General features: G+C 62.8%; 25 protein-coding genes. 11 read left to right on the top strand and 14 right to left on the bottom strand.

Annotated features, from left to right (window positions below):
* The first annotated feature begins 50 nt into the window (after positions 1–50).
* Complete coding sequence (locus tag AC54AG_RS07455; protein ID WP_496629913.1) at positions 51–2,138, top strand: 3-hydroxyacyl-CoA dehydrogenase NAD-binding domain-containing protein; 2,088 nt, start codon at positions 51–53, stop codon at positions 2,136–2,138.
* A gap of 144 nt (positions 2,139–2,282) precedes the next feature.
* Here the strand turns inward: AC54AG_RS07455 and AC54AG_RS07450 are convergent, their stop codons facing one another.
* The 3 genes from AC54AG_RS07450 to AC54AG_RS07440 form a co-directional block, all read right to left on the bottom strand.
* Positions 2,283–3,131, bottom strand: coding sequence for an alpha/beta fold hydrolase (locus AC54AG_RS07450; RefSeq protein WP_496629912.1), 849 nt, complete (start codon positions 3,129–3,131; stop codon positions 2,283–2,285).
* Positions 3,132–3,231: 100 nt separating this feature from the next.
* Complete coding sequence (locus tag AC54AG_RS07445) at positions 3,232–3,630, bottom strand: VOC family protein (RefSeq protein ID WP_219328978.1); 399 nt, start codon at positions 3,628–3,630, stop codon at positions 3,232–3,234.
* A 98-nt stretch (positions 3,631–3,728) separates the two neighbouring features.
* On the bottom strand, positions 3,729–3,968 hold the full coding sequence (locus tag AC54AG_RS07440; RefSeq protein WP_070302497.1) for a DUF2798 domain-containing protein: 240 nt from the start codon (positions 3,966–3,968) through the stop codon (positions 3,729–3,731).
* Between the two features lie 110 nt (positions 3,969–4,078).
* Here AC54AG_RS07440 and AC54AG_RS07435 point away from each other — a divergent pair, with 110 nt between their 5' ends.
* Positions 4,079–5,017, top strand: a complete 939-nt coding sequence (locus tag AC54AG_RS07435; RefSeq protein WP_496629911.1) for a LysR family transcriptional regulator — start codon at positions 4,079–4,081, stop codon at positions 5,015–5,017.
* Between the two features lie 116 nt (positions 5,018–5,133).
* The gene (locus AC54AG_RS07430; RefSeq protein ID WP_046682764.1) at positions 5,134–5,337 is read left to right on the top strand and encodes a hypothetical protein; all 204 of its coding nucleotides are present in this window, start codon (positions 5,134–5,136) and stop codon (positions 5,335–5,337) included.
* Between the two features lie 88 nt (positions 5,338–5,425).
* Here the strand turns inward: AC54AG_RS07430 and AC54AG_RS07425 are convergent, their stop codons facing one another.
* Positions 5,426–7,126, bottom strand: coding sequence for an MFS transporter (locus AC54AG_RS07425; protein WP_496629910.1), 1,701 nt, complete (start codon positions 7,124–7,126; stop codon positions 5,426–5,428).
* A 228-nt stretch (positions 7,127–7,354) separates the two neighbouring features.
* Here AC54AG_RS07425 and AC54AG_RS07420 point away from each other — a divergent pair, with 228 nt between their 5' ends.
* The 3 genes from AC54AG_RS07420 to AC54AG_RS07410 all read left to right on the top strand — a co-directional run bounded on the left by AC54AG_RS07420 (position 7,355) and on the right by AC54AG_RS07410 (position 10,047).
* Positions 7,355–8,533, top strand: coding sequence for an acetyl-CoA C-acyltransferase (locus AC54AG_RS07420; RefSeq protein ID WP_496629909.1), 1,179 nt, complete (start codon positions 7,355–7,357; stop codon positions 8,531–8,533).
* A gap of 128 nt (positions 8,534–8,661) precedes the next feature.
* Complete coding sequence (locus tag AC54AG_RS07415) at positions 8,662–8,964, top strand: Dabb family protein (protein ID WP_070302488.1); 303 nt, start codon at positions 8,662–8,664, stop codon at positions 8,962–8,964.
* A gap of 84 nt (positions 8,965–9,048) precedes the next feature.
* Positions 9,049–10,047: an NADP-dependent oxidoreductase gene (locus AC54AG_RS07410; RefSeq protein WP_496629908.1), complete on the top strand. Its 999-nt coding sequence runs from the start codon at positions 9,049–9,051 to the stop codon at positions 10,045–10,047.
* Between the two features lie 73 nt (positions 10,048–10,120).
* Here AC54AG_RS07410 and AC54AG_RS07405 read toward each other — a convergent pair whose 3' ends face one another.
* Positions 10,121–11,317 (bottom strand): FAD-dependent monooxygenase, encoded by a 1,197-nt coding sequence (locus tag AC54AG_RS07405; protein WP_496629907.1) that lies wholly within the window; start codon positions 11,315–11,317, stop codon positions 10,121–10,123.
* 125 nt (positions 11,318–11,442) lie between these two features.
* On the opposite strand from AC54AG_RS07405, the gene AC54AG_RS07400 reads away from it, so the two are divergent.
* Together AC54AG_RS07400 and AC54AG_RS07395 are read left to right on the top strand one after the other, a co-directional pair.
* Positions 11,443–12,243: an AraC family transcriptional regulator gene (locus AC54AG_RS07400; protein WP_496629906.1), complete on the top strand. Its 801-nt coding sequence runs from the start codon at positions 11,443–11,445 to the stop codon at positions 12,241–12,243.
* A 69-nt stretch (positions 12,244–12,312) separates the two neighbouring features.
* Positions 12,313–12,738: a GNAT family N-acetyltransferase gene (locus AC54AG_RS07395; protein ID WP_496629905.1), complete on the top strand. Its 426-nt coding sequence runs from the start codon at positions 12,313–12,315 to the stop codon at positions 12,736–12,738.
* Between the two features lie 91 nt (positions 12,739–12,829).
* On the opposite strand, the gene AC54AG_RS07390 is transcribed toward AC54AG_RS07395, so the two are convergent.
* The 9 genes from AC54AG_RS07390 to ygfZ form a co-directional block, all read right to left on the bottom strand.
* Positions 12,830–13,840 carry an ABC transporter permease subunit gene (locus AC54AG_RS07390; RefSeq protein WP_034756126.1) on the bottom strand — a complete coding sequence of 337 codons (1,011 nt, stop codon included), beginning with the start codon at positions 13,838–13,840 and terminating at the stop codon, positions 12,830–12,832.
* A 160-nt stretch (positions 13,841–14,000) separates the two neighbouring features.
* On the bottom strand, positions 14,001–15,500 hold the full coding sequence (locus AC54AG_RS07385) for a sugar ABC transporter ATP-binding protein (RefSeq protein WP_496629904.1): 1,500 nt from the start codon (positions 15,498–15,500) through the stop codon (positions 14,001–14,003).
* Between the two features lie 83 nt (positions 15,501–15,583).
* Positions 15,584–16,519 (bottom strand): ABC transporter substrate-binding protein, encoded by a 936-nt coding sequence (locus AC54AG_RS07380; protein WP_161781521.1) that lies wholly within the window; start codon positions 16,517–16,519, stop codon positions 15,584–15,586.
* A gap of 66 nt (positions 16,520–16,585) precedes the next feature.
* Positions 16,586–17,536, bottom strand: coding sequence for a transaldolase (gene tal / locus AC54AG_RS07375; RefSeq protein WP_496629903.1), 951 nt, complete (start codon positions 17,534–17,536; stop codon positions 16,586–16,588).
* 2 nt (positions 17,537–17,538) lie between these two features.
* Positions 17,539–19,023, bottom strand: a complete 1,485-nt coding sequence (gene xylB, locus AC54AG_RS07370) for a xylulokinase (RefSeq protein ID WP_496630381.1) — start codon at positions 19,021–19,023, stop codon at positions 17,539–17,541.
* 31 nt (positions 19,024–19,054) lie between these two features.
* Positions 19,055–20,062 (bottom strand): LacI family DNA-binding transcriptional regulator, encoded by a 1,008-nt coding sequence (locus tag AC54AG_RS07365; protein WP_496629901.1) that lies wholly within the window; start codon positions 20,060–20,062, stop codon positions 19,055–19,057.
* A 270-nt stretch (positions 20,063–20,332) separates the two neighbouring features.
* On the bottom strand, positions 20,333–21,070 hold the full coding sequence (locus AC54AG_RS07360; RefSeq protein WP_456130840.1) for an NRDE family protein: 738 nt from the start codon (positions 21,068–21,070) through the stop codon (positions 20,333–20,335).
* On the bottom strand, positions 21,061–21,351 hold the full coding sequence (locus AC54AG_RS07355) for a DUF4936 family protein (RefSeq protein ID WP_070302473.1): 291 nt from the start codon (positions 21,349–21,351) through the stop codon (positions 21,061–21,063). Before AC54AG_RS07355 ends, AC54AG_RS07360 begins: the two co-directional genes overlap by 10 nt.
* A 7-nt stretch (positions 21,352–21,358) precedes the next feature.
* A complete protein-coding gene (gene ygfZ, locus AC54AG_RS07350) occupies positions 21,359–22,465 on the bottom strand; it encodes a CAF17-like 4Fe-4S cluster assembly/insertion protein YgfZ (RefSeq protein WP_496629900.1) in 1,107 nt (368 codons plus the stop codon).
* 176 nt (positions 22,466–22,641) lie between these two features.
* On the opposite strand from ygfZ, the gene mltG reads away from it, so the two are divergent.
* The 3 genes from mltG to AC54AG_RS07335 are packed head-to-tail and all read left to right on the top strand — an operon-like array spanning position 22,642 to position 25,338.
* Positions 22,642–23,628 (top strand): endolytic transglycosylase MltG, encoded by a 987-nt coding sequence (gene mltG, locus AC54AG_RS07345; RefSeq protein WP_496629898.1) that lies wholly within the window; start codon positions 22,642–22,644, stop codon positions 23,626–23,628.
* Between the two features lie 24 nt (positions 23,629–23,652).
* Entirely contained in the window at positions 23,653–24,294 is a 642-nt protein-coding gene (tmk, locus tag AC54AG_RS07340) for a dTMP kinase (RefSeq protein ID WP_496629897.1), read from the top strand.
* 15 nt (positions 24,295–24,309) lie between these two features.
* A complete protein-coding gene (locus tag AC54AG_RS07335) occupies positions 24,310–25,338 on the top strand; it encodes a DNA polymerase III subunit delta' (RefSeq protein ID WP_070302470.1) in 1,029 nt (342 codons plus the stop codon).
* The last annotated feature ends 59 nt before the right edge of the window (positions 25,339–25,397 follow it).

Genomic DNA, 25,397 nt, shown 5'->3' with positions numbered 1-25,397 from the left:
CATCCCTTGCAACCACCTCATCGCTGAGCAAAAATCAATAAGGAAGAGACATGAGTGCTGAATATCAAGTAAACGGCGCCGTTGCCGTCATTACCCTGGCCAACCCGCCCGTCAATGGCCTGGGCCTGGCGACGCGCACGGCCGCCGTGGCCGGCATCCGCCAGGCGCTGGCCGACGAGGCCGTCAAAGCCATCGTCATCACGGGCGCCGGCAAGGCCTTTTCGGGCGGCGCCGATATCAAGGAATTCAATTCGCCCAAGGCGCTCACGGAACCGACCCTGCACACCCTGATCAACGTCGTCGAACAATCGACCAAGCCGGTCGTGGCGGCCATCCACAGCGTCTGCATGGGTGGCGGCCTGGAGCTGGCGCTCGGTTGCAACTACCGCGTGGCCGCGCCTGGCGCGCAGATGGCCTTGCCGGAAGTCAAACTCGGCATCTTGCCGGGCGCGGGCGGCACGCAGCGCCTGCCGCGAGTGCTGGGCCTGGAAATGGCCCTGAACATGATCGTCTCGGGCACGCCCGCCGCGTCCGAAAAACTGGCCGGCACGGCCCTGTTCGACGAAGTCATCGCGCCTGGCGCCGATTTGCTGGCCGCCGCCGTGGCCTTCGCCACGAAAGTGGCCGACGTGCGTCCGCTGCCGAAGGTGCGCGAGCGCAAGGTCGACTACCCGAACCACGAAGCGTTTTTGCAGTTTTCGCGCAATACCGTCAAAGCCATGTCCGGTCCGTTCCCCGCACCGCTCAAATGCGTCGATGCCGTGGCGGCCGCCGTGACGATGAAATTCGACGACGGCTTGAAGTACGAGCGCGAACTGTTCATGCAGCTGGTGCAGTCGCCCGAGTCGAAAGCCCTGCGCCACGCCTTCTTTGCAGAGCGTGTCGCCAGCAAGGTGCCCGACGTGCCGTCCGACACGCCAGTGCGCGCGATCGCCAGCGCGGCCATCGTCGGCGCCGGCACCATGGGCGGCGGCATCGCCATGAACTTCGCCAACGCGGGCATCCCCGTGATGCTGCTGGAAACCAAACAGGAAGCGCTGGACAAGGGCCTGGCCACGATCCGCAAGAATTACGAGAACACGGTGAAGAAGGGCAAGCTGACGCAGGAGAAGGCCGAGCAGCGCATCGCGCTCGTTTCCGGTACCTTGGCCTACGCCGACATTGCGCAAGCCGACATCGTCATCGAAGCCGTGTTCGAAGAGCTGGGCGTCAAGGAAACCGTGTTCAAACAGCTCGACGCCGTCATGAAGCCGGGCGCCATCCTCGCCTCGAACACATCGACTTTGGACCTGGACAAGATCGCCGCGTTCACCAAACGCCCGCAAGACGTCATCGGTACGCATTTCTTCAGCCCCGCGAACGTCATGAAACTGCTGGAAATCGTGCGCGGCAAGGAAACGGGCAAGGACGTGCTGGCGACCGCGCTGGCGCTGTCGAAAAAGCTGAAGAAGACAGGCGTCGTCTCGGGCGTGTGCGACGGCTTCATCGGCAACCGCATGATCGAGCAATACAGCCGCCAAGCCGGTTTCCTGCTGGAAGAAGGCTGTCTGCCGGAACAGGTCGACAAGGCGGTCGAGAAATTCGGCTTCGCCATGGGCCCGTTCCGCATGGGCGACCTGGCCGGCAACGACATTGGCTGGGCCATCCGCAAGCGCCGCTACGTGGAAAAACCGGACGTCACGTATTCGAAGACGGCCGACCTGCTGTGTGAACTGGGTCGCTACGGCCAGAAGACGGGCGCCGGCTGGTACGACTACAAGCCGGGCGACCGCAAGGCGTATCCATCGGAGCAGGTCAACGCCATGATCATCCAGCACTCCGCCGACATCGGCGTGGCGCGGCGCAAGATCAGCGACCAGGAAATCGTTGAACGCCTCGTGTATGCGCTCGTCAATGAAGGCGCGCGCATCCTGGAAGAGGGCATCGCCCTGCGCGCCTCGGACATCGACATGGTGTATTTGACGGGCTACGGCTTCCCGCTGTTCCGCGGCGGCCCGATGTTCTATGCGGACACGGTCGGCTTGCCGAACGTGCTCGACACGATTGCCGGCTATGCCAAGGGCCGCCACGGCGAAGCGTGGACGCCGGCGCCGCTGCTGGTGAAGCTGGCGGGCGAGGGCAAGGGGTTTAATAGCTAAGCCGACGCCAACAATATTGTCGGATTACGCGCGGCTTTGCCGCGCTAATTCGACCTACGCCTCTACGAGGGCTCAAGAGCCGGGTAGATCGGATTAGCGCGCAAGCGCGTAATCCGACACCACCACGGACGCCAGCAACCATGTTTACTTCTTCTTCGCCACCATCTTGACCGCCTCGTTGACGATGACGGGGTTGTCTTTCTGGATGTAATAGCCGGCGCCCGTGATGCGCTCGATGGCGGGTGCGCCGGACAGGCGCTGCCAATCCTTTTCCTGGGCCCGCACCACGTTCTCGAACGAACCCATTTCCTCGATGCCGAACTTGTCGCGCACCAGAAGCATGGCGGGCACGCGCAGCGGGCTGCTCATGTCGACGTGCTGCAGGCACTGCGTCTGGGCATCGAATTCGGTCGATTCCGTACTGTTGAACATGAGTTTACGCCGCGTTTTGACGAGCATGGCGTAAGTGGACGCGTCCGTCTGCAGGCGGTTCCACTGCTGCGGGTGCGTGGGATCGAGCAGGACCAGCCCGGCCACGTCCTGCGGGTACAACCTGGCATACACATACTGGTACAGCCCGCCCAAGCCATGGCCGACCAGCACATACGGCGGCTTCAGGCCCGCTTGCGCCAGCAGGGCCCGCTGCTGGGCGGCGATGGTGCAGGGATCGCGCGGCGTGGTGGTTTTCTGGCTGTCGCCGTAGCCGGGACGGTCGTACACGAGCACGCGGTGCTGCTTGGCCACTTCGGGCACGACCTTGGACCACACGTCCTTGCCGTCGCCCATGGCCGACTGAAAGACCACGGGCAAGCCGCCCTGGCCGCTCAAGGTATAGGCGATGCTGGCGTCGGGCAGGGCCGCCGTCGCGGGCACGCCTGGCGTGACTGGCGACGATGGCAACAGGGAACAGCCGGAAAAACAGCCTGCCAGCAGCAAGCCGGCGCTGGAGAGGAGCATGGTGCGCGCGGGGCGGCCGACGAATAGATGATGCATGAATCTCCTTCTTTGTTCACGGACCGGTATGGCGTGCCAGCCATTATAGGCAAATCGTCCCGAAGTGGAAATGCCGAACAGAGCCGGGTTTCCCGTCCTGTCAGCCGGCGTCGGCGCGATGGCAGACGGCTTCGATGCGGTTGCCGTCCGGATCGAACAAAAAGGCCGCGTAATAACTGGCGTGATAGTGGCGCAGTCCGGGCGCGCCCAAGTCGATGCCGCCATGCGCCAGACCCGCCTGCCAGAACGCTTCCACGGCCGCGCGCGAGGAAGCCTTGAAGCAGCAATGGCGGCGCGGCGCGTCGTCGGGCTGCGGGCCCAGTCGCACGGAAAAGTAGCTGCGCTCAGGATGCTGCGCGTCGCTGCGCTCGCCGTAGCCTATCCAGGCGTTGGCGTGGTCGCTGCCCACCTTGGGCACGTCCAGCGCGGCGAAGACGGCGTCGTAGAAGCGCTCGGCGCGTTCCAGGTCGCTGACGGTGAGGGAAACGTGATCGAGCATGGGCACTCCGCAGTAAAGAAGACGGCTATAGCATAGCCCGGATCAGGGCGGCCGTGGGCGGGAGTGACCGAGTGGTACTGCCGGCGGACGACTGCCGGTCAAGCGCTGCTGGCGAGCCGGGCCACGATGTTGCGGCTCATCAGCTGCACGCGGGGGGCGAACAGCATCACGGCGCAGAAGGCCACGGGCCAGGCGGCAAAGAAGGCATGGCGCCAGCGGGGCAGGAAATCGGCCTGCAGGCCGATATTGAGCCAGGTGACCCAGGCGCTCATCAGCAGGGTCATGAGCAGCGACATCAGGAAGGCAAATACGCAGCGCAAACGCAGGGCTTCGGACATGGAGCACTTTCAAATGGTGAAGATATGGCAGCGTAACGACTTGCAGCAATCTATACTAGAGCCATATTTTTAATTTCAAATTCCGAAAATGCAATCATGCTCGACGAATCATGCTTGATGACTTAGCCCTGTTTGTCTCCATTGTCGAGGCGGGCAGCCTGCATGCGGCGGCCGTCAAGGAAGACTTGCCCGCCGCTACCGTCACGCGCCGGCTGCAAAAGCTGGAAAGCCAGCTTGGCTACCGCTTGCTCAACCGCAGCGCGCGCCGCCTGCAGCCGACGGCGGAAGGCTGGCAATACTACGAGCAGTGCCGTCCCTTGGTACACGCCTTGCGGCAGGCGACGCAGCAGCTCGACGCCAGCCTGTCGGCCGTCTCTGGCAGCATCCGCGTCTTGGCGCCCGTCAACTTCGCCAGCGGCTTGCTGACGCCGGCCTGGGTCAGCTTCATGCAGCAGTACCCGGACATCCGCCTGGAACTGGAGCTGTCGAACCTGCTGCAAGACCTCGTGGGCAGCGGCGCCGACCTGGCCATCCGCGTTGGCGCGCTCGACGATTCCTCGCTGATGCAGCGCCGGCTGGGCAGCGCTTCGCTGGTGATGGTGGCCGCGCCAGCCTACCTGGCGCGCGCGGGCGTGCCGCGCGACTTGCAGGAACTGGAAAAGCACGAGCTGATCGTGGCCGAGCCGCTGCGCAGCTGGCGCTTGCGCCGGCCCGGCGACGGCGCCGAAATGGTGATCGAACCGCAGGCGCGCCTGCGCGTCAATGAAATGCGCCTGGCCGTGGAGATGGCCGACGCGGGCATTGGTATCCTGCTGTGTCCGCTTCTGCAATGCCGCGACGAAGTGGCCAGTGGCAGCCTCGTGCGCGTCTTGCCCGACTGGATGCCGCAGCCGCGTCACGTGTACGCCGTGTGGACGCAGCGGCGCTATCTGCCGGCCCGCGTGCGCGTGCTGCTCGAGCACCTGGCGGCGTTCGCGGCCGGCAATCCGCTGTTGAGCGAGGATGCCGGCGCCGGTCAGCTCGTTGCGCCGGGAATCCTTTCCATTTAGTAATACCGAGCGCTTGTACTTTCCGCCGGGATCGCGTTAAGATAAAGCTGCTTGCTTATCCAGCGGGCAATCTGGTGTTTTTTCGCGCAATCCCGTTCCTATCCATGAGAGTAGCAATGAAATATCTGATCGTTCCCTTCTTGCTGGCCATGACCGGCTGCGAAGTACTGTATGACGCGAACCGGGACAAGATCGGCGAGTACTGCAACAGCCTCAATAATTTCGACGACCGCAATGCCTGCCGCAAGCGCAACCAGACCAGCTACCAGGAATACGTGCAGCAGCGCGACCAGCTGAAAAAGAGCAAGAGCGACAAGTAAGCTTGCAACCACATAAAAAAACGCCGCTGACCAGTCAGCGGCGTTTTGCTTTGCGGACCCCGGCCTTGCGGCCGGGGCTTGCGCCGTATCAGTCGTCGGCGTAGATATTGTTGTCCTTCGTTTCCTTGACGAACAGGGTGCCGATCACGACAGTCGCCAGGGCGACGACGATCGGATACCACAGGCCGTAATAGATATCGCCCTTGAAAGCCACCAGCGCGAAGGCCGTGGTCGGCAGCAAGCCGCCGAACCAGCCGTTACCGATATGGTAGGGCAGGGACATCGATGTATAGCGGATACGCGTCGGGAACATTTCCACCAGCATGGCTGCGATCGGGCCGTACACCATGGTCACGTACAGCACCAGGATGAACAGCAGCAAGACGACCATCGGCTTGTTGATCTGGTCCGGGTCGGCTTTCGCAGGGTAGCCCGCTTCCTTGATGCCGGCGCCCAGTTCTTTCTTGAGTGCCCCTTCTTTTGCCTTGCTGTCCGCATCGAAGTTCAGGCCGTCCGGTGTCATGACGGCGTTAAACGACGTAAATTCCTTCGTGCCGATGCGTACCTTGGCGATGCTGCCGGCCGGTGCGTCTTCCTTCGTGTAGTTCACCGAGCTGTTCGACAGGAAGCCCGTGGCGATGTCGCACGACGATGGGAATTTCTTCGTGCCCGTCATGTTGAACTGGAAGTGGCAGGAAGCAGGATCGGCCACGACCACCACTGGCGAGTTCTTCAGTGCCGCTTCCAGCTGCGGATTGGCGAAGTGGGTCAGACCGTTGAAGATCGGGAAGTAGGTGGCAGCGGCGATCAGGCAGCCGCCGAGGATGATGTACTTGCGGCCGATGCGGTCGGACAGGCTGCCGAAGAACAGGAAGAACGGCGTGGCCAGCAGCAGGGCGATGGCGACGAGCACGTTGGCCGTTGCCAGGTCCACTTTCAGGGTCTGGATCATGAAGAACAGGGCGTAGAACTGGCCCGTGTACCAGACGACGGCCTGGCCGGCGGTCAGGCCGATCAGGGCCAGGATGACGATCTTCAGGTTTTTCCACTGGCCGAATGCTTCCGTCAGCGGGGCTTTCGAGGTCTTGCCCTCGGCCTTCATCTTGGAAAACGCCGGCGATTCATTCATGGCCAGTCGGATCCACACGGAAATACCCAGCAGGATGACGGAGACGAGGAAGGGAATGCGCCAGCCCCATGCTTCGAAATCCTTCTCGCCGGTCGCCAGGCGGGTGCCCAGAATGACCATCAGCGACAGGAAGAAGCCCAGGGTTGCCGTCGTTTGTATCCACGCCGTGAACGCGCCGCGCTTGCCTTCAGGCGCGTGCTCGGCCACATAGGTGGCTGCGCCGCCATATTCGCCGCCCAGCGCCAGGCCTTGCAGGATGCGCAGGATGACGAGGATGATCGGTGCGGCGATGCCGATGGACGCATGGCCCGGCAGCAAGCCGACGATGAAGGTGGAGCCGCCCATGATCAGAATGGTGATCAGGAAGGTGTACTTGCGGCCGATCATGTCGCCCAGGCGGCCGAAGACCAGCGCGCCGAACGGACGCACGATGAAGCCGGCGGCAAAGGCCAGCAGCGCGAAGATGAAGGTGGTGGTCGGGTCGCCGATGAAGAATTGCTTGGCGATGATGGAAGCGAGCGAACCGTACAGATAAAAATCGTACCATTCAAAAACGGTGCCGAGCGAGGATGCAAAGATGACCTTGCGTTCCTCGGGCGTGATCGGCGTTCCCTTGGTGGAAATTTTCCGTACGTCGGCCGAGCCGGATGGTGATGCCATGGTTTGTCTCCCTATGTTTTATAGTGAACCGTTGCCGCGGTCTTTTTGACCATTCTTGCAACAGCTGGAGGCGAGTGTGTTCTCCGAACCTTACGTCATGCTTGCTTGAAACTTACACCAAGCTTACAAATCGAAGTCCGGCAGAACTTTGCGAACGACCGTACTTAAATGTGCTATTCTCATTCCGCAGATACCCCACCCAATAATATCCCCACAAGGAGACACAGCATGAATGAAGCCGTCATCGTATCGACCGCCCGCACGGGCCTGGCCAAGTCCTGGAAAGGCGCGTTCAACATGACGCATGGCGCCACCCTGGGCGGCCACGTGCTGGCGGCCGCCGTCGAGCGCGCGCGCATCGAGGCGGAGGAAGTGGAAGACGTGCTGGTCGGCTGCGCCTTTCCCGAAGGCGCGACAGGCGGCAATATCGCGCGCCAGGTGGCCTTGCGCGGCGGCTGTCCCGTCACGACGGCCGGCATGACCGTCAACCGTTTCTGCTCGTCGGGCTTGCAGGCCATCGCCCTGGCGGCGCAGCGCATCATCGCCGGCGAAGGCGATATCTATGCGGCGGGCGGAGTGGAGTCGATTTCCTGTGTTCAAAATGAAATGAATACGCATATGTACCGCGAAGTCTGGCTGCAGCAGCACAAGCCGGAACTGTACTGGCCCATGCTGCAGACGGCCGAAACCGTCGCCAAGCGCTACCAGATTTCGCGCGAGCGCCAGGATGCCTATGGTGCGCAAAGCCAGCAGCGTGCCGCCGCGGCCCAGGCGGCCGGCCTGTTTGACGCGGAAATCGTGCCGATGACCACCATCATGGGCGTGGCCGACAAGGCCAGCGGCATGCTCGTGTCACGCGAAGTGACGATTGCCGCCGACGAAGGCATCCGTGCCGACACGACGTATGACGGCGTGGCGAAGATCCGCCCGGCCATTACTGGCGGCGTCATCAGCGCCGGCAATGCCAGCCAATTTTCCGACGGCGCGTCCATGGCCATCGTCATGAGCGCCAAAGTGGCCGAAGCGAAAGGCTTGCAGCCGCTGGGCATCTTCCGCGGCTTTGCCGTGGCCGGCTGTGAACCCGATGAAATGGGTATTGGCCCCGTCTATGCGATTCCGAAACTGCTGAAAAAGGCGGGCTTGACTGTCGCCGACATCGGCCTGTGGGAACTCAATGAAGCGTTCGCCGTGCAAGTGCTGTACTGCGCCGACACCCTGGGCATCCCCATGGACCGCCTGAACGTCAACGGCGGCGCAATTGCCGTCGGCCACCCGTACGGCGTGTCGGGCGCCCGCCTGACGGGCCACGCCTTGATCGAAGGCAAGCGCCGCGGCGTCAAATACGTGGTCGTGACCATGTGCATCGGCGGCGGACAGGGCGCGGCCGGGCTGTTCGAAGTGCTGTGATGTTTGCGTGAACCCAGTCTGCGGGCGGCTTCCAGGGCCGCCCGTTTGCATTGGGCGCCCGGTTCCTGCAAGATGCGCCGATAGCGGTTACAGTAATGCTTCATTAATAAACAAGCAGCCCTGCCACCATGATCAAGCACATCGTTTTCTGGAAACTCAAAGACCACGCCGAAGGCGCCGACCGCGCCACGAATGCCTTGAAGCTCAAGGCCCTGCTCGATTCCTGTTCCGGCCTGGTGCCCGGCATCCTGAAATTCGAAGCGGCCGTGGCCCAGCCGGGCCTGGAAGCGACCTACGACATCGTCCTGTACAGCGAATTCGCCAGCCGCGAAGCGCTCGACGCCTACCAGAACCATCCAGAGCACGTGAAAATCAAGCCGTTCTTTGGGGCGGTGCGTGAAGCGCGGCAATGCATGGATTACGAGATTTAGTCGTTACGCAACAGACACCCGGGGTCAGACCCGGCGGGTCTGACCCCAGTCTTCCGCTGATCTTCTCTATCGTCAAGGAGCACCATGACCACCTACCAACGCATCGTCCTCGCCTCGCGCCCCGCCTCCACGGAGGAAGTCAACCCGGCACATTTTCGCCTGGAAACGAAAGAGATGCCCGCCATCACGGATGGCCAGTTGCTGGTGCGTAACCAGTACCTGTCGCTCGACCCTTACATGCGCGGGCGCATGAGTGCCAATAAAAGCTATGCGGCACCGCAGGCGCTTGATGAAACGATGATCGGCGGCACGGTGGGCGTGGTGCTTGAGTCGAAGCATCCGAAGTTCGCCGTGGGCGACATGGTCGTGGGTACCCTGGGCTGGACGGAAGTGGCTGTATCGGACGGCACGATGCTGCGCAAGGTCGATACGACGCACATTCCTGCTTCGGCTTACCTCGGTTCCGTCGGCATGCCGGGCATGACGGCCTGGTATGGCTTGAACCAGATCATGGCGCCGAAGGCGGGCGAAACGGTGGTCGTGTCGGCCGCCAGCGGCGCCGTGGGCAGCGTCGTGGGCCAACTGGCGAAATTGAAAGGCTGCCGGGTCGTCGGCATCGCGGGCGGGGCGGAGAAATGCCGCTATGTTGTCGAGGAACTGGGTTTCGATGCCTGCGTCGACTACAAGGCGGGCAATCTGGAGGCCGATTTGGCGGCGGCGACGCCCGACGGCATCGACGCCATCTTTGAAAACGTGGGTGGCGCGATCTTCGATGCGGCGCTGGCGCGTACCAATGCGTTTGGCCGCGTGGCCGTGTGCGGCTGGATCGCCGGCTACAACGGCGAACCGACGCCGCTCGACAATGCCCGCCTGATCCTCACCAACCGCCTGACCGTGCGCGGCTTCATCGTCTCGGAGCAGCCAGAATTCTGGCCGCAGGGACTGGCGGAACTGGGCAGCCTGGTGGCGACGGGCAAGCTGAAATTCCGCGAATCCGTGGCCGATGGCCTGGCCAGCGCGCCGGAAGCGTTCATCGGCCTCTTAAAAGGGCGCAACTTCGGCAAGCAGCTGGTGAAGTTGTAAGCGGGCTGTTTTGAAATGACCGAGCGCGCCGCCAGTTCCTTGCCCGGCTGCGCCCGGTAGCACAGCAATGCTTTCAATACATCGGCAGCGTGAAATCCTCGTCGATCCTGCGCGCCCTGGTCTTGGCGTTCGCTTGCAACAGCGACTGGATCAGGGCGCTGCCGACGCACCGTTGCAGCAGATGCGCGATGGCTATGCCGAACCGCGTCCGCACGTGCATGAGCCGGATGAGGCGAGGGCTCAGCTCCTGCTGCGTATGCTCGGCATACGGGCGCAGGATGCGTTCATATGCCTGGAAAGCCTCGGTGTGGGTCGCGCACCTCTTGATTTCCCCCGCCAGCACGTAGGCTCCCATCAGCGCCAGCGCCGTGCCCTTGCCCGTGAATGGCGTCGGGCAATGCGCCGCATCGCCCAGCAAGACCAGCCGGCCCTTTGACCAGGTCGATGCTTGCACCTGGCTCATCGGTCCGAAGTAGAAGTCCTGGACGGTATCCAGCTCGGCGATGATACGATCGGCCACCTTGCCCCGGCCTGCCAGTGCCGTGCGCAACATCTCGCGCGGCAACGGCGCCGTCGGACTCCGCACACCAGGCTCAGCGGCTGGAAAGGTCATCAGCACGGTAGTTTCCGTCAAGCCACCTGGCCGCAGGTTGATCATCGTACCGCCTATGCCGTTGACGGAGCAGGCCCAGAAGTCGTCTTCCGGCCGCCGGGGAATGTTGAAAAACGCCATGTAGGCGCCGAGGTAACGCATGCGCGTTTCAGCGGCCAGCGCCAGGTCTCTGGTCGGCGAGCTCACGCCGTCGGCGCAGATCACCAGCGCGAAGTCCTCTGCCGTGCCATTGGCAAAAGTTGCCCGCACACCATTTTCAATCTCTTCAACGCCGCTGACGGACGTGCCAAAACGGTATTCGCAGGTGCCGTGGGTCGCATCGAACAAAATACGGGCGAAATCGCCGCGCAGGATTTCGAAATCGCAGGTCAGTCCACCGATACTACCTTTGGGAAAAACAGCCACCACCTTGCCGGCCGCGTCGAGCCACTTCTGTCCGCATTCCAGCGTGTCGCGTGCCTCGACCTGTTCCGTCAAACCCATGCGCTTGATGACCTGCTGCGCGGCGTCCTTCACATCGACGTTCTGCCCGCCGACCCTGAGCGCGCCGGCCTTTTCGACGAGCACCACGGAGTAGCCGTACCTGGTCAGCCACCAGGCACACGCAGGGCCGGCGATGCCGCCGCCGCAGATCAGGATTTTCTTTGTTTGTTCCATATGACAGCTTTCGTGGTTGTGATGTCAGCGCCCATCTTAGGCGCGCCACGTGTTGGTCACAATGAGCCAACAGGCCATATTATATTGAATTCTTGCCACTGATTCTGACCCTTGAAAGGTGCCCGATGCCTGTTTTCAGCGACGATTCGTCCAGCGACTGGGAAGATCCCGACTGCGTGCCAAGGCCGGTGGTCACGCTTGGCGCCGTTGGCCGCGAGATGGATAGCCGCCAGGAAAAGGATTTCCATCAGCATCGAAAAGGCCAGTTCCTGCTCTGGATGCGCGGCGTTCTCACCTGCGAGGTCGACGGCGGCTTCTGGCTGGTGCCGCCGGGGAGCGCCATTTGGGTACCAGGCGGCACACAACATCGAATGGATGGGGCCGGCACGGTCGATTGTTATGTCGTGTATGTCGACCCTGCGGTGGACGACGCCTTGCCGCGGGAGTGCTGCACCTTGTCGACCACGCCGCTGCTGCGTGAATTGGTGATCCGTTCAGCGGCATTGCCGATGCGCTATGAAGAGGGCGGCATGGCGTCACGACTGATGACACTGCTTCTCGACGAAATGGCGCTGGCGCAGCCCGGCCAGGTTCATCTTCCCCTGACGACAGACAAGCGGCTACGCAAACTGGTCGAGTGGATCATGGCGCGTCCGTCCGATCCCGGCAACATCGAATCATGGGCGCAGCGGATGGGCATCAGTGCGCGTACGCTGTCACGCCTCGTGTCCCGGGAAACCGGCATGAGTTTCGGACGCTGGCGCAGGCAACTGCATATCCTGCTCGCCTTGCAATGGATGGCCAGGGGCGCCACGGTCCAGCATGTCGCAGAGGGCCTGGGCTACGAGAACGCGAGCAATTTTGTCGTCATGTTTCGCAAAATACTCGGTGAAACACCTGGACGTTACCTGAAATCGAACGCTTGAGCCGCACCGGCTGCCAAGGCGTGGCAGGCCGTGCGACAATGGTGGCCTGTTTCTTATTACCGTACACCCATGACCAAGCACATCATCCGCCTCGGCGACTGGGCCACCCTGGGCCCCGACGCTACCGCCATCCGTTTTGAAGTCTTTGTCGATGAACAGAAAGTGCCGGCCGAGATCGAACTCGACGACATGGATGCCGTCTGCCTGCATGCCGTTGCCTATGACGACTTTGGTGCCGCCATCGGCACGGGCCGGCTATTGCCAGACGGCCACATCGGCCGCATGGCCGTGCGCCAGCCGGGCCGCGGCACGGGCGTGGGCGGCGCCATTTTGATCTTGCTGATGGACAAAGCCCGCGAGCGGGGCGACAAGGCGGTGGTGCTGAATGCGCAAACCGTGGCCGCGCCATTCTATGCGCGCCACGGTTTCGTGCAGCAGGGGGAACAATTTGAAGAGGCGGGGATTGCGCATGTGGAGATGCGGCTGGTGTTTTAAGCAGTGTTTCGGGTGTTGTCTACGCCGACCTGTTACGTCAATGGTAGGTCGGGTTAGCGCAAAGCGCGTAACCCGACGCACCACGTCACAATCAGTTCTGCGCGTGCGACTGGCGCCATTTGTCGAGGATCACCGCCAGCACGATCACGACACCCTTGGCCACATACTGCCAGAACGACGACAGACCCAAAATCGTCAAGCCATTGTTCATCACGCCGATGATAAGGGCGCCGATGACGGTGCCCCAGACGGAGCCCACGCCGCCCATCAGGCTCGTGCCGCCGAGCACGACGGCCGCGATGGCGTCGAGCTCATAGCCCGTGCCCCAGTTGCCGTTGGCCGCATACAGACGGCTGGCCGACATGGCGCCGCCCAGGCCGGCGAACAGGCCGCTGATCGTGTAGACAAACATCAGGACGAGGCCAACCTTGATGCCGGTCAAACGTGCCGCCTGGATATTGCCGCCGACAGCGTAGATATGCAGGCCCAGTGTCGTCTTGCGCAGGATGAACCAGGTCAGCAGCACCACGGCCGCGGCCAGCCAGATCAGCCAGGGCACGGCCAGGAAGCTGCCGTTGCCCATCCATTCAAAGCTAGGGATTTCCGTGTTCAGCACGCTGGTGCCGTCGGCCAGCAGGTAGGCGGCGCCGCGCAGGGCCGTCATGGTGCCCAAAGTCACCACGAAGGGGTTCAGGCCGACGAGAGCGACCAGCACGCCGTTCAGCGCGCCCAGCAGCAGGCCGACGATGAGGAAGGTGGGAATCGAAAAGCCGGCGAACTGGGCCGACAGCGACATCAGCATGCCCGCCACGGCCGAGACGGCCAGCACGGAACCGACGGACAGATCGATGCCGCTGGTCAGAATGACGAAAGTCATGCCGGATGCCAGCACGATGTTGATCGACACCTGGCGGAAGATGTTCATGGTGTTATTGCTGGTCATGAACGTCGACGTGCCGTCGGCAGAGAAATACACGGTCAGGCCATACATGGCCAGGTACAGCACCACCAGCACGGGCAGCATGCCCAGGCGGCGCATCAGGTTCGAGGCATTGAAGGGTTCGCCGGCGCGCGCGGCGCCGCTGGTGGTACTCGTTGTCATGGTTTATCTCCTGAATGATTATGCTAATACTATTCTTGGAACGCCTAACAAAACCGTAGCGAGCGGAAGCGAGTTGTGGTTGAGAAGCGGAACTGTGCGAATGCACAGTGAGCATCGGAAACCGCGACCCGCGACGCGCAGTAGGTTTTGTTGTGCGTTCTTATGCCGCTTCCAGATGGGTGGCATAAGCAAGGATGTTTTCCTGCGTGATATCGTCGCCCGTGACTTCGCCCGTCATGCGTCCTTCGCACATCACCATCACGCGGTCGCAGATGCCGACCAGCTCGGCCAGTTCGCTGGAAATGCACAGCACGGCCGTGCCCGCGTCCGCCAGCTGGTGGATGATCTTGTAGATTTCGCTCTTCGCGCCCACGTCCACGCCCCGCGTCGGTTCGTCGAGGATGAGCACTTTCGGGGCGATGGCCAGCCAGCGCGCCAGCAAGACTTTCTGCTGGTTGCCGCCGGACAGGCCGCCGACGATGCCGTCCGGTCCCGACACTTTCACGTTGAGGTTGGCTATCGCCTCGCGCGTGAGCTGAGTCAGGGCGCCACGGTTGACGACGCCCGCCGTCGCATGCTTGGACAGGATATTCATCGACATGTTTTCCATGGCCGACAATTGCATGAACAGGCCCAGGCTCTTGCGGTCTTCGGGCAGGTAGCCGATGCCGTGACGGATGGCGGCCAGCGGCCGGTGGATGTGCACTTCCTGGCCGTCGAGCCATACTTGCCCCGTTTGTTTCTTGTCCGCGCCAAAGATCAGGCGCGCCAGTTCCGTGCGGCCTGCGCCGACGAGGCCGGCAAGACCCGTCACTTCGCCCGCATGCAGGGTGAACGAGGCCGGCTTGACCTTGCCGCCGCCCACGTTTTCCACGCGCAAGCGTTCGGCGCCGCGCGTGGTGCGCCGCTGGTGCGAATAAAAGTCGTCGGCGGGGCGGCCCACCATCATTTGCACGACTTTCTTTTGATCGAGTTCATCCTTGCCCAGCTCGCCCACATAGGCGCCGTCGCGCAGCACCGTGATGCGGCGCGCCAGGCGTTCCACCTCGGCCATGCGATGGCTGATGTAGAGCACGGCCAGGCCCTTGTCGCGCTGCTCTTCGATGATGCGGAATAATTGTTCTGTTTCCCGGTCGGACAGGGCGGCAGTGGGCTCGTCCATGATCAGGATGCGGCTTTCGTGCACGAGGGCGCGGGCGATTTCCACCTGCTGCTGCTCGGCGATCGACAGCGTCGAGACCATGGTGTCGGCGTCGAAACGGGAACCGAGGTCGGCCAGGATGGCGTTCGTGCGCGCGCGCATTTCGCCGCCCTTGACGGTCCAGAACGGTCCTTTCGGCTCGCTGCCCATGAAGACGTTCTGCGCCACCGTCATGTTCTTGGCCACGCTCAGTTCCTGGTAGATCAGGTTAATGCCCAGCGCGCGTGCCTCGCCCGGGTTGCGGATGCGGATCGGTTTACCGTCGAGTATGATCTCGCCCGCGTCCGGCGTGTACACGCCCGATAAAATCTTCATCAGGGTGCTCTTGCCGGCGCCGTTCTCGCCCATCACGGCATGAATTTCGCCGCTGCGCACCGTCAGGTGCACGCCGCGAAGCGCGCGCGTGGCGCCAAAGCGCTTCTCGATGCCGCGCATTTCAAAAATAATGTTGTCGCTCATGACTGTCCTTCCTTGCTTTTGAAACTGTTGCCCGCCCTTGGCCCGGGGCCGGGGCGGGCAACACGTGGTTCAGGTCAGGCAGATCAGTTCTTTACCCAGCCCGTGTAGGTGGCGACGTTTTCCTTGGTGATGGCCGGGGTCGGCAACAGCACCATCGTTTGTTTCGGCGTGCGGCCGTTCATGATGTCGTAGCCCATTTGCACGGCGTCGGTGGCCATGCGGTACGGGTTTTGCGCCGAGGTGGCGGCAAACAGGCCGGCCTTGTTTTTCAGGGCGTTCTGGCCATCGGGCGCGCCATCGACGGCCGTGATCAGTTTGACGTCCGTGCGCTTCGCTTGCTTGATCGCCAGTTCGGCGCCGATGCCGGTAGGATCGTTGATGGCGAACACGCCGTCGATCTTCGGATAGGCCGTCAGCAAGTTCGACATCACGGTCATGCCGCCGTCGCGGCTGCCGCCCGCGTTCTGGTTGTCGGACAGGATCTTGATATCCTTGAACGCGGCCAGGGTTTTCTTGCAGCCGTTGACGCGGTCGATCACGGACGTGACCGGCGGGCCGTTGAGGATCACGACATTGCCCTTGCCGCCGATCTGCTTGGCCAGGTAGGCGCACGACACGTCGCCCGCCATGGTGTTGTCGGACATCACGGTGGCCGAAGCGCCCACGGCGCCCACGTCGACAGCGATCACGACCACGCCCGCATTGCGCGCTTTCTTGATGGCTGGGGCGATGCCCTTGGAATCGACGGCGTTCAGGATGATGATGTCGGTCTTGTTGGCAATAAAGTTTTCAATCTGGTCCACCTGGGTGTTCAGGTCATACTTGCTGGACACCGTGGTGACTTTCACGCCAGGGCCGCCCAGCTTTTTCGCGCTTTCTTCCGCGCCGCGGCCGATGGCGACAAAAAACGGGTTGGCCAGGTCGCCCACGCTCACGCCGATGGATTTCAGCGGTTTGTCAGCGGCGAAAGCGCCACAGGCGGCGGACAGCAACAGGGAGGCGGTAATGACTTTTTTCATGAGGATCTCCAAGGGTTTTTATTGTCAAAAGCAAACGGTGCTACGGGTAAAAAACTGCGTGCAAACTTATTGATTGCGTAATTTCTCGATCATGGCGTCCAGCTTGCCCGCGTCGACGGCAAAGCCGCGGATGCCTTCAGCCAGCTTTTCGGTCGCCATCGCGTCGTCGTTCAAGGCGTAGCGGAAAGCCGCCTCGTCATACGTGACGGCAGGCTGTGCCGCGCCCAGGTCGGCACCCAGGGCGCGCTCGAATGGCACGTCGGATGCTTCGAGTTTCGCCAGCAGGTCGGGGCTGATGGTCAGCAAGTCGCAGCCGGACAGGGCCGTGATCTGCCCCACGTTGCGGAAGCTGGCGCCCATCACTTGCGTGGCGATGCCATGTTGTTTGTAGTAATTGAAGATGCGCGTGACCGACTGTACACCCGGATCGTTGGACAGGCTGCGCGCCGCTTCGTCCCATGCCGCGCCCATCGATTTCTTGTGCCAGTCGTAGATGCGGCCCACGAATGGCGAAATCAGGCGCACTTTCGCATCGGCGCAGGCGACGGCCTGGCAAAACGCGAACAGCAGGGTCAGGTTGCAAAAGATGCCGTCTTTTTCCAGCTCGCGCGCCGCCTGGATGCCTTCCCAGGTGGCGGCGACCTTGATCAGCACGCGCTCGCGGCTGATGCCGGCTTGTTCGTACAAGGCGATCAGGCGGCGCCCGCGGGCCACGGTGGCTTCGCGGTCAAAGCTCAAACGGGCATCGACTTCCGTCGACACGCGGCCCGGCACCACTTTCAGGATTTCCAGGCCGAAGCGCACCAGCACCTGGTCGACGATATCGTCGAGCGACGCATGTTTGTGGGCAGCGACCGTGCTTTCCAGCAAAGGCGCGTAATCGGGCTGCAGCACGGCTTTTAAAATCAGCGACGGGTTGGTGGTCGCGTCTTGCGGCGCGAAGCGCGCCAGTTGCAGGAAGTCGCCCGTGTCGGCGACGACGGTGCTGTACTGTTTTAGTTGTTGCAGCTGATTCATTACTATTCCTTATCACTGAGTTGGTGCAAGGCTTGCACGGCGGGAAACAGGCTACGGTAGCGAGCGTAGCGGATGCTCAAGGCTGCGCTATGCGCGGCATCGGGCAGGAAAGTGTTTTTGATGGGTAAGCTGGTGGCCAGCAACTGGCGCTGGCCGATGGCGGCAAAGCCCAGCTTGGCCGCGCCCAGGCTGGCCGACAGTTCGCTGTTGTGCAAGGTGCGCATCTCGCGGCCCAGCACATTGGCCAGCAACTGTGCCCAATACTGGCTGCGCGCGCCGCCGCCCACCAGCATGCAGTGGGGAACGACGGCGCCCGTCGACGTGACGGCCGCCATGGCGTCGCGCAAGGCAAAGGCCACGCCTTCGAGCACAGCATAGCCGAGCTGCGCCGGCGTGCTGTCGTGGCCCAGCTGCAGGAAGGCGCCGCGCACTTGCGGGTCGTTATGGGGCGTGCGCTCGCCCGACAGGTAGGGCAGGAACAAGGGCGCGGACGGCGCGACGGGGGCGTCGAGCGGAAAGCCCGTTTCCACGAGCGCCAGCAGGGCTGCCTCGTCGGGCTGGCCCAGTACACCGGTCGACCAGCGCAGGCAGCTGGCGCCCGACAGGATCGCGCCCATCGCATACCAGCGGCCGGGCAGGGCGTGGCAAAAGCTGTGCACGCCGCCGGCCGGGTTGCCCAAAGGCGCTTCGGTGACGGAAACGATGGCGGCGCTGGTGCCCAGCGAGATAAAACTATCGCCGCCATTGACGGCGCCGATGCCCACGGCCGAGACGGGGTTGTCGCCGCCGCCGGCTGCCACCACCACGTCCGATGGCAAGCCGAGCTTGTCCGCGACGGCGGCCAGCACGGTACCCGTGGCGGCGTCGCCTTCGGCCAGCGCCGGCATCTGTTCCGGCATCAAACCGCAGGCGGCCAGCATGGGGGCGAACCAGGCGCGCTTGGCCTCGTCCAGCCACAGGGTACCGGCCGCGTCGGACATGTCGGTGACCTTGTTGCCCGTCAACTGCAGGCGCAGATAATCCTTGGGCGACAGCAGGCAGGCGATGGCATTGAAAGCGTCAGGCTCGTGCGTTTGCAGCCACAGCAGTTTCGGCGCCGTCAGGCCTGCCATGGGCAGGCTGCCCGTCACGTCCGCATAGGCGGGATAGTCGCGCGCCAGACTGGCCGCTTCGGCTTCGGCGCGCGCATCGTTCCACAGGATGGCGGGACGGATCACGTTGTCGTTGCTGTCGAGCAGTACGGCGCCATGCATCTGGCCCGACAGGCCGATGCAGGCGATGCGCGCGTATTCCTGCGGCCAGCCGGCGCGCAGCTGGCCCAGCGCGTTGACGCAGGCGGCCCACCAGTCCTGCGGCGCTTGTTCGGACCAGCCCGGCTGCGGGCGGTTGGTATCGATGCGCACGGAAGCCTGGCCGCATACCGTGCCCATGCTGTCCATCAGCACAGTTTTCAGTTCGGAGGTACCGAGATCGATACCGAGGGAAATCGCTGGATGCATGTTGATCTACTGTAAAAGGTCAGGGGCAGCCGCAGGAATTGCGCACGCGCAGGGTCGGCGACAAGCGCTGCACGTGCCGGGCGCGGCCCGGATTGGCGATGCGGTCAATCAAGAGGTCGACGGCCATGGCGCCCAGCTCTTCGAGCGGCTGCGCCATCACCGTCAGACGGGGGCTGAAATAATCGGCCCAGTCGAAATCATCGAAGCCTGCCAGGGACACGTCTTGCGGTACCGCAATGTGCGCGTCGCGCAAGGCGTGCATGGTGCCGATGGTCATCAGGTTATTGCCGGCAACGATGGCCGTGGGACGCTGTCCGGCGGGCAGGGCCAGCAATTCGCGCGTGGCCGCGCCGCTGCGCTCGAGGTTGGAGTCGCCCGAGCGCAGCAGCGCTGTATCGAAAACGATATTGGCGCGCTGCAAGGCCAGGCGGTAGCCATCGATACGCTCGTCCGTCGTGGACAGGCCGGGCGCGCCCGCGATGAAGCCGATGCGGCGGTGGCCGTGGACGGTGATCAGGTGGCCGACCAGTCCGGCCGTCGCCTCGATATTTTCCACGCCCACCTGGTCGAACGGCTGCGCCGACATGCGGTCGACCAGCACGGAAGCGATCTTGTTGCTGGTCAAATAGTCGAGCGTGCGGTGGTGCGTGTCGCCCGACGGCGCCAGCACGATGCCGTCGACCCGGCGCTGGTGCAAGTTCTGCACCACTTTGAGTTCCTGCTCGGGATCGTCATGCGTATCGGAAAACAGCATCATCAAGCCGTGGCGCGTGCAGGCCGCCTCGATGGCGCGCACGGTTTCGCTGAAGTAATGATTGGTGAAGGCGGAAATGGCCACGCCGATGGTGCCAGAAGAGGAACCGGCGAGGGCGCGCGCCAGCATGTTCGGCACATAGCCGATCTGCTGCATGGCCGCGTTGACGGCGGCGACGGTTTTCGGGCTGACCTTGCGGGTGCCGTTGAGTACGTGCGAGACGGTCGACAGCGATACGTCCGCCGCCCGCGCTACATCTTCCATGGTGGCCATGGTGTCTCCTGATGGTTTTATTATTATTGTGTGCTGCGATTGAGTACGGCTGTGTCGCCGCGTTTGAATCTATCGTAAACAAAAGAAAGCGCTTGCGCAAGCGCTTTCTTTTTTGTGCGTGCGGATGGATAGAGGTTTTTTGATGCGAGTCGGGAAGCGGGCGTAGGTCGGATTAGCGCGCCGCAGGCGCGCGTAATCCGACGTTGGGGACCGTGATGCCGGTTGAGTGTGGTGGTGGTGTCGGGTTACGCGCTTGCGCGCTAACCCGACCTACTGTATCACCAGCTCATGCAATTCGCCGGGAGACTCCGGGAACAGTTTCACGACGGTGGACGTGCGCGTGCCGTAGCCCGGCGTTTCGATGCAGACGGCGGACAGCACGCGCTCGAGGTCGAGCGGCACGCCTGTGTCCGGCAAGCGGAAGTCGGGCGCGCGCGTGGTGTCGGCAAGCATGTCGAAATACGCTTCATCGGGCGCACCCTGGCACAGCAGGCTGGCGAACTGGGCCTTGGTCTTCAGGACCTTCGGCCACGGCGCGTCGAGCAGGGCGTTCGACAGGCCGTAGATGCCCGGTTCCAAAGGCTGGCCATTGCGCGCATCGCCATCACCGCGGTTGGAAAACCAGATCAGGGTATCGGCGTCACCGAGCACCAGATTGAAACCGTTGTAGGCACCGCTGCCGGGGCGGATTTGCGCGATGTAGTCTTGCGGCGACATATTGCCGGCCAAATAGTCGGCCACCAGGGCACCGCGCGAGGGGGCGTCCGGGTTGCGGTCTTGCGGGCTGCGGATATTCGTGATGGCGGCAAAGCGCGAGCTGCCGCCGCCGGCCTGGGTGATGCCCATCCAGCTGCCGCCCGCCTGCAGGTCGCGGCCCGCATACACTTGCGGATGTTCGGGCCAGGCGCCGGCGGGGGCGCTGGCGCGTTCATAGAATTCGTCGCGGTTGGCGGCGGCAATCAGCGGGATGTGCGGATTGACTTTCCAGGCAAAAACGATCAGGCACATGGAGGCAAATCCATGAACACTTCCGTATGGCGCGCGCCAGCCGTCAACGACAGCAAGCCCGCTTCGTCGGATGCGCCGGCCAGCAGCTCCGTAAAACCTTCACCGACGACAGGGTAGATTTCCATCCACGTCTGCAAGCCATCCTTGGCTTCCGGACGGCGCTTCAGCTGCGGCGCCACGCCGGACGCGGCCGCCAGTTTCGCCTGCATGGCGCGGACCCGGGCTTCCAGCGCCTGGGCGTGCTCTTCTTTTACCTGATAGTAAACGTACAGATCTTTCATGGCATTCTCACAAGTCGAGTGCGTCGAGCACGTAAGGCATGGGCAGGAATTGCACGGCAACGCCCTGGGCCGAGCCGTAGCGCACGGCGCCGGCGGCGCTTGAACCTTCTTCGATCGCCCCCAGCTTCATTTCAACGAGGGCGTCGATGCCGCCCACGCCGTTCGGCGCCGCGTTGACGACCATGCCGCACGGTTGCTCGGGGTCGCTGACGGCGAACAGTTCGCCGCCGGCCACTACCGAGGGATCGGCGATGCTGACGAGGGTGGTACGGCGCTTGAGCTTGCCCAGGTACTGGCTGCGCGCGACGATTTCCTGGCCCGGGTAGCAGCCTTTCTTGAAATTGACGCCGCCCAGCAGCTCGAAGTTGACCATCTGCGGCACGAACTGCTCTTGCGTGGCGGCCGTGATCTGCGGGATGCCCGCATGGATATCGGACAATTGCCAGGCGTCATTGCCGCCCTTGGCGAGAGTTTCAGCCAGCTGCGGCCACACGTCCTGCGCCGTGGCGGCGGACGTCAGCCATTCATAGCGGGCGCTGCCGAACGCATCGGCCATGCGCAGCAGGGTACCCAGTGCATGCTCGACCTTGCTGAACGGCGTGGCGGGCAGCGCCGGGAACCAGGCGGACAGGGCCGCGCTGGCTTGCTTGCCGCCGAGGCCCAGGACGACTTGATTGGCATCATCGGCGGACGCATCGTGCAGCTTGGCCTTGGCGCGCAGCACGAACATCTGCAGCCGCTTCTGGATGGCCGGCTGTATGGCGCGCGGCAATTGCAGATAAATGGTGGTGGCGTTGCGCCACATCAGGAAACTGGCCAGCAGGCGGCCTTTCGGCGTGCAGTAGCCGGCCAGGCGCACTTGCTCCTGGTTCAGGTGTTCCACGTCGTTGGTCAGCTGGCCGTGCAGGAAACTGGCTGCATCGTCGCCGTTCAAGCCGATCAAGCCCCGGTCCGTGATGGCCGCGACAAAACCTTCTTGCAGCTGGGGCACTGTCAGGGACTGGCCGAAATCGGCGACAGGGGAGTTTGCGGTGCCGTCAGGCGCGCCATCGGCGGCAACGGGGCGGGCGCCTTGAGCGGTTAAAAATTGATTCCAGTTATTCATAATTTCCATTAGATCAGCGATTAAGCATTATCATTACGGGTTCATTATAGTGATGTCGCGCAAATTGCGTCGGCAGCGGCAAGATTGCCAGTGTTGGCGCCGCTTTGCGCGCACTTGCTTCACAAATGAACGATCATAACAAGCGCGCGCTGCCTGCCAGCGAGCGCATCACAAGAATCGGAACAATGGCTTTCTTTAAAAAACTTGTAGTCAGTTCAGTCATCGCCGCCATCGGCGTGGGCGGTACTTTTGTGTACTGGGCGCAGCAGCCCATCACCACGGACGGCGAAGCGATCCCGTTTACGATCAGCCCGGGCAGTGGCGCGCATGCGGCCGGCCAGCAGATCGCGGACGCGGGCGTGCCCATCGTGCCCATCCTGTTCAACATGCTGGCGCGCATCGAAGGCAAGACGTCGAAGATCAAGGCCGGTTCCTACGAGCTGAAACCGGGCACGACGCCGCAGCGTTTGATCACGCAGCTGGCACGCGGCGAGTTCGCGCAAGAGTCGCTGACCATCATCGAAGGCTGGACGTTCAAGCAGATGCGCCTGGCCATGGCCAATCATCCAGGCCTCAAGCACGATACCGTGGGCCTGTCCGACAAGGAACTGATGGCGAAGATCAGCCCCGAATATGTGCTGCCGGAAGGCCTGTTCTTCCCGGACACGTATCTGTTTGCCAAGGGCGCCAGCGAAATGCAGATTTTCAGGCAGGCGCACACGGCCATGATCGGCCGCCTGTCCGAAGCGTGGGACAAGCGCGATCCGGCCTTGCCATATAAAAACCCGTACGAAGCGCTGATCATGGCTTCCATCGTGGAAAAGGAAACGGGACAAAAGTCCGAGCGCGCCATGATCGCCGGCGTGTTCGTCAACCGCCTGAAGATGGGCATGCTGCTGCAGACGGACCCGACCGTGATCTATGGCATGGGTGACAATTACCAGGGCAAGATCCGCAAACGCGACCTGGAAGCGGACACCCCGTACAATACCTACACGCGCGGCGGCTTGCCGCCCACGCCGATCGCCCTGGCCGGTGCGCAATCGCTGACGGCGGCGCTGGCACCGGCCCGCACGCAGGCGCTGTATTTCGTCGCGCGCGGCGACGGCACCAGCCAGTTCTCGGCCAACTTGCCCGACCATAACCGCGCCGTGAACCAGTATCAGCGTTAATATCATCACAAGATTAAGAGTTTCATGACACAACACTATCAACCCCGCTTCATCACCTTCGAAGGCATTGATGGCGCGGGCAAGTCGACGCATATCGGCTTTGTCACCGACTACCTGCGGCAAAGGGGCGTGAGCCTCGTCTCGTCGCGCGAACCGGGCGGTACCAGCCTGGGCGAAAAGCTGCGCGAACTGCTGCTGCATGAAAAAATGCATCTGGAAACGGAAGCCTTGCTGATGTTCGCCAGCCGCCGCGAACACATCGCGCAAGTCATCGCACCCGCCCTGGAGCGGGGCGAGTGGGTCATTTCCGACCGTTTCACCGATGCCAGCTTCGCCTACCAGGGCGGCGGGCGGGGCATGGACCTGGGCAAGATGGAAGCGCTGGAAGCGTGGGTGCATCCGCATCTGCAGCCGGACCTGACGTTTTTATTCGACGTGCCGCTGGCTGTCGCCCGCGCCCGCCTGGACGCCACGCGCGCGCTCGACAAGTTCGAGCAGGAGCGATCGGACTTCTTTGCCGCCACGCGCAACGAGTACCTGCGCCGCGCGGCCCAGTTCCCCGGGCGCTTCCGCATCATCGATTCGACGCAAAGCATTGCCGACATTCAAGTGCAGCTGGCAAAATTGCTTGATGCTTTGCTCGAACAAAGCTCTGTAACACGCTGATTTACAAAGAATAAAATGACCAGTTCTCTCTATCCGTGGCAACAGGACGCCTGGCAGCAATTGCAAGCCTTGCGCCCGCGCATGCCGCACGCCATTTTGTTCCATGGCGCGCAGGGCATCGGCAAGGCCGACTTCATCGAGCATTTTGCGCAAGCGCTGCTGTGCGAAGACGTGCGCGCCGACGGCCATGCCTGCGGCGCTTGCGCCTCGTGCGGCTGGTTTAGCCAGGGCAACCATCCCGATTACCGCCGGGTCCGTCCGGAAGCGCTGGAAGACGAGGTGGCCGACGACGGCGAAGAGGGCGAAGGCGCGAAGAAAAGCGCCAAGACCAAGACGCCGTCGAAAGACATCAAGATCGAGCAGATCCGCAACCTGGCCGACTTCATGAACATTTCCACGCACCGCCAGGGCTTGCGCGTGGTGGTGCTGTACCCGGCCGAGGCGCTGAACACGCCCGCGTCGAACGCCTTGCTGAAGACGCTGGAAGAGCCGCCGCCGGGTACCTTGTTCCTGCTGGCCTCGAACAGCCTGGACCGCTTGCTGCCGACGATTCTGTCGCGCTGCAGGAAATTCGCCTTGCCCATGCCCAGCCACGAGCAGGCCTTGACGTGGCTCAAGCAGCAAGGCTTGAACGATGCGGACAGCTGGCTGCGCGAGCAGGGCGGCGCACCGCTGGCCGCGCTGGCCCAGTCCGAGTCGGGCGGCCGCGAAGAGACGGAACAGTTGCTGCAAGTGCTGGCCAATCCCGGCGTCGAAGCGGCCCTGAAGGCTGCCGACAAATTGCAGAAGGCGCCGCTGGCGCCGCTGGTGGCATCGCTCCAGCGCTGGCTGTACGATGTGTTTTCCGTCAAATTGTCGGGCACCATCCGCTACTACCCGCGCCACAGGCGCGAACTGGAAGCCTTGGCAGGACGCATCAACGTGAGCCGTTTGATGGCCGCTATCAAGGCGGCGAACGAGCGCCGGGCGATTGCCGAGCACCCCTTGTCGCCCAAGCTGTTCCTCGAAGATATGCTGCTCGATTACGCTTCCAGTTGCCAATAAAATCAAGTGCTTGCGTTGCTGATTTAATGTAACTTCTCTTTGTTTCGTTTGCCACGCTT

The sequence above is a fragment of the Janthinobacterium sp. BCJ23 genome, from assembly GCF_059617945.1.
This window is presented reverse-complemented; position numbering and strand designations above follow the sequence as displayed.

Bases quoted from the DNA above. Each gene is read 5' to 3' on its own strand.
- AC54AG_RS07455 (WP_496629913.1), top strand. From the start codon at position 51: ATGAGTGCTGAATATCAAGTAAACGGCGCCGTTGCCGTCATTACCCTG.
- AC54AG_RS07450 (WP_496629912.1), bottom strand. From the start codon at position 3,131: ATGCATCATCTATTCGTCGGCCGCCCCGCGCGCACCATGCTCCTCTCC.
- AC54AG_RS07445 (WP_219328978.1), bottom strand. From the start codon at position 3,630: ATGCTCGATCACGTTTCCCTCACCGTCAGCGACCTGGAACGCGCCGAG.
- AC54AG_RS07440 (WP_070302497.1), bottom strand. From the start codon at position 3,968: ATGTCCGAAGCCCTGCGTTTGCGCTGCGTATTTGCCTTCCTGATGTCG.
- AC54AG_RS07435 (WP_496629911.1), top strand. From the start codon at position 4,079: ATGCTTGATGACTTAGCCCTGTTTGTCTCCATTGTCGAGGCGGGCAGC.
- AC54AG_RS07430 (WP_046682764.1), top strand. From the start codon at position 5,134: ATGAAATATCTGATCGTTCCCTTCTTGCTGGCCATGACCGGCTGCGAA.
- AC54AG_RS07425 (WP_496629910.1), bottom strand. From the start codon at position 7,126: ATGGCATCACCATCCGGCTCGGCCGACGTACGGAAAATTTCCACCAAG.
- AC54AG_RS07420 (WP_496629909.1), top strand. From the start codon at position 7,355: ATGAATGAAGCCGTCATCGTATCGACCGCCCGCACGGGCCTGGCCAAG.
- AC54AG_RS07415 (WP_070302488.1), top strand. From the start codon at position 8,662: ATGATCAAGCACATCGTTTTCTGGAAACTCAAAGACCACGCCGAAGGC.
- AC54AG_RS07410 (WP_496629908.1), top strand. From the start codon at position 9,049: ATGACCACCTACCAACGCATCGTCCTCGCCTCGCGCCCCGCCTCCACG.
- AC54AG_RS07405 (WP_496629907.1), bottom strand. From the start codon at position 11,317: ATGGAACAAACAAAGAAAATCCTGATCTGCGGCGGCGGCATCGCCGGC.
- AC54AG_RS07400 (WP_496629906.1), top strand. From the start codon at position 11,443: ATGCCTGTTTTCAGCGACGATTCGTCCAGCGACTGGGAAGATCCCGAC.
- AC54AG_RS07395 (WP_496629905.1), top strand. From the start codon at position 12,313: ATGACCAAGCACATCATCCGCCTCGGCGACTGGGCCACCCTGGGCCCC.
- AC54AG_RS07390 (WP_034756126.1), bottom strand. From the start codon at position 13,840: ATGACAACGAGTACCACCAGCGGCGCCGCGCGCGCCGGCGAACCCTTC.
- AC54AG_RS07385 (WP_496629904.1), bottom strand. From the start codon at position 15,500: ATGAGCGACAACATTATTTTTGAAATGCGCGGCATCGAGAAGCGCTTT.
- AC54AG_RS07380 (WP_161781521.1), bottom strand. From the start codon at position 16,519: ATGAAAAAAGTCATTACCGCCTCCCTGTTGCTGTCCGCCGCCTGTGGC.
- tal (WP_496629903.1), bottom strand. From the start codon at position 17,536: ATGAATCAGCTGCAACAACTAAAACAGTACAGCACCGTCGTCGCCGAC.
- AC54AG_RS07365 (WP_496629901.1), bottom strand. From the start codon at position 20,062: ATGGCCACCATGGAAGATGTAGCGCGGGCGGCGGACGTATCGCTGTCG.
- AC54AG_RS07360 (WP_456130840.1), bottom strand. From the start codon at position 21,070: ATGTGCCTGATCGTTTTTGCCTGGAAAGTCAATCCGCACATCCCGCTG.
- AC54AG_RS07355 (WP_070302473.1), bottom strand. From the start codon at position 21,351: ATGAAAGATCTGTACGTTTACTATCAGGTAAAAGAAGAGCACGCCCAG.
- ygfZ (WP_496629900.1), bottom strand. From the start codon at position 22,465: ATGGAAATTATGAATAACTGGAATCAATTTTTAACCGCTCAAGGCGCC.
- mltG (WP_496629898.1), top strand. From the start codon at position 22,642: ATGGCTTTCTTTAAAAAACTTGTAGTCAGTTCAGTCATCGCCGCCATC.
- tmk (WP_496629897.1), top strand. From the start codon at position 23,653: ATGACACAACACTATCAACCCCGCTTCATCACCTTCGAAGGCATTGAT.
- AC54AG_RS07335 (WP_070302470.1), top strand. From the start codon at position 24,310: ATGACCAGTTCTCTCTATCCGTGGCAACAGGACGCCTGGCAGCAATTG.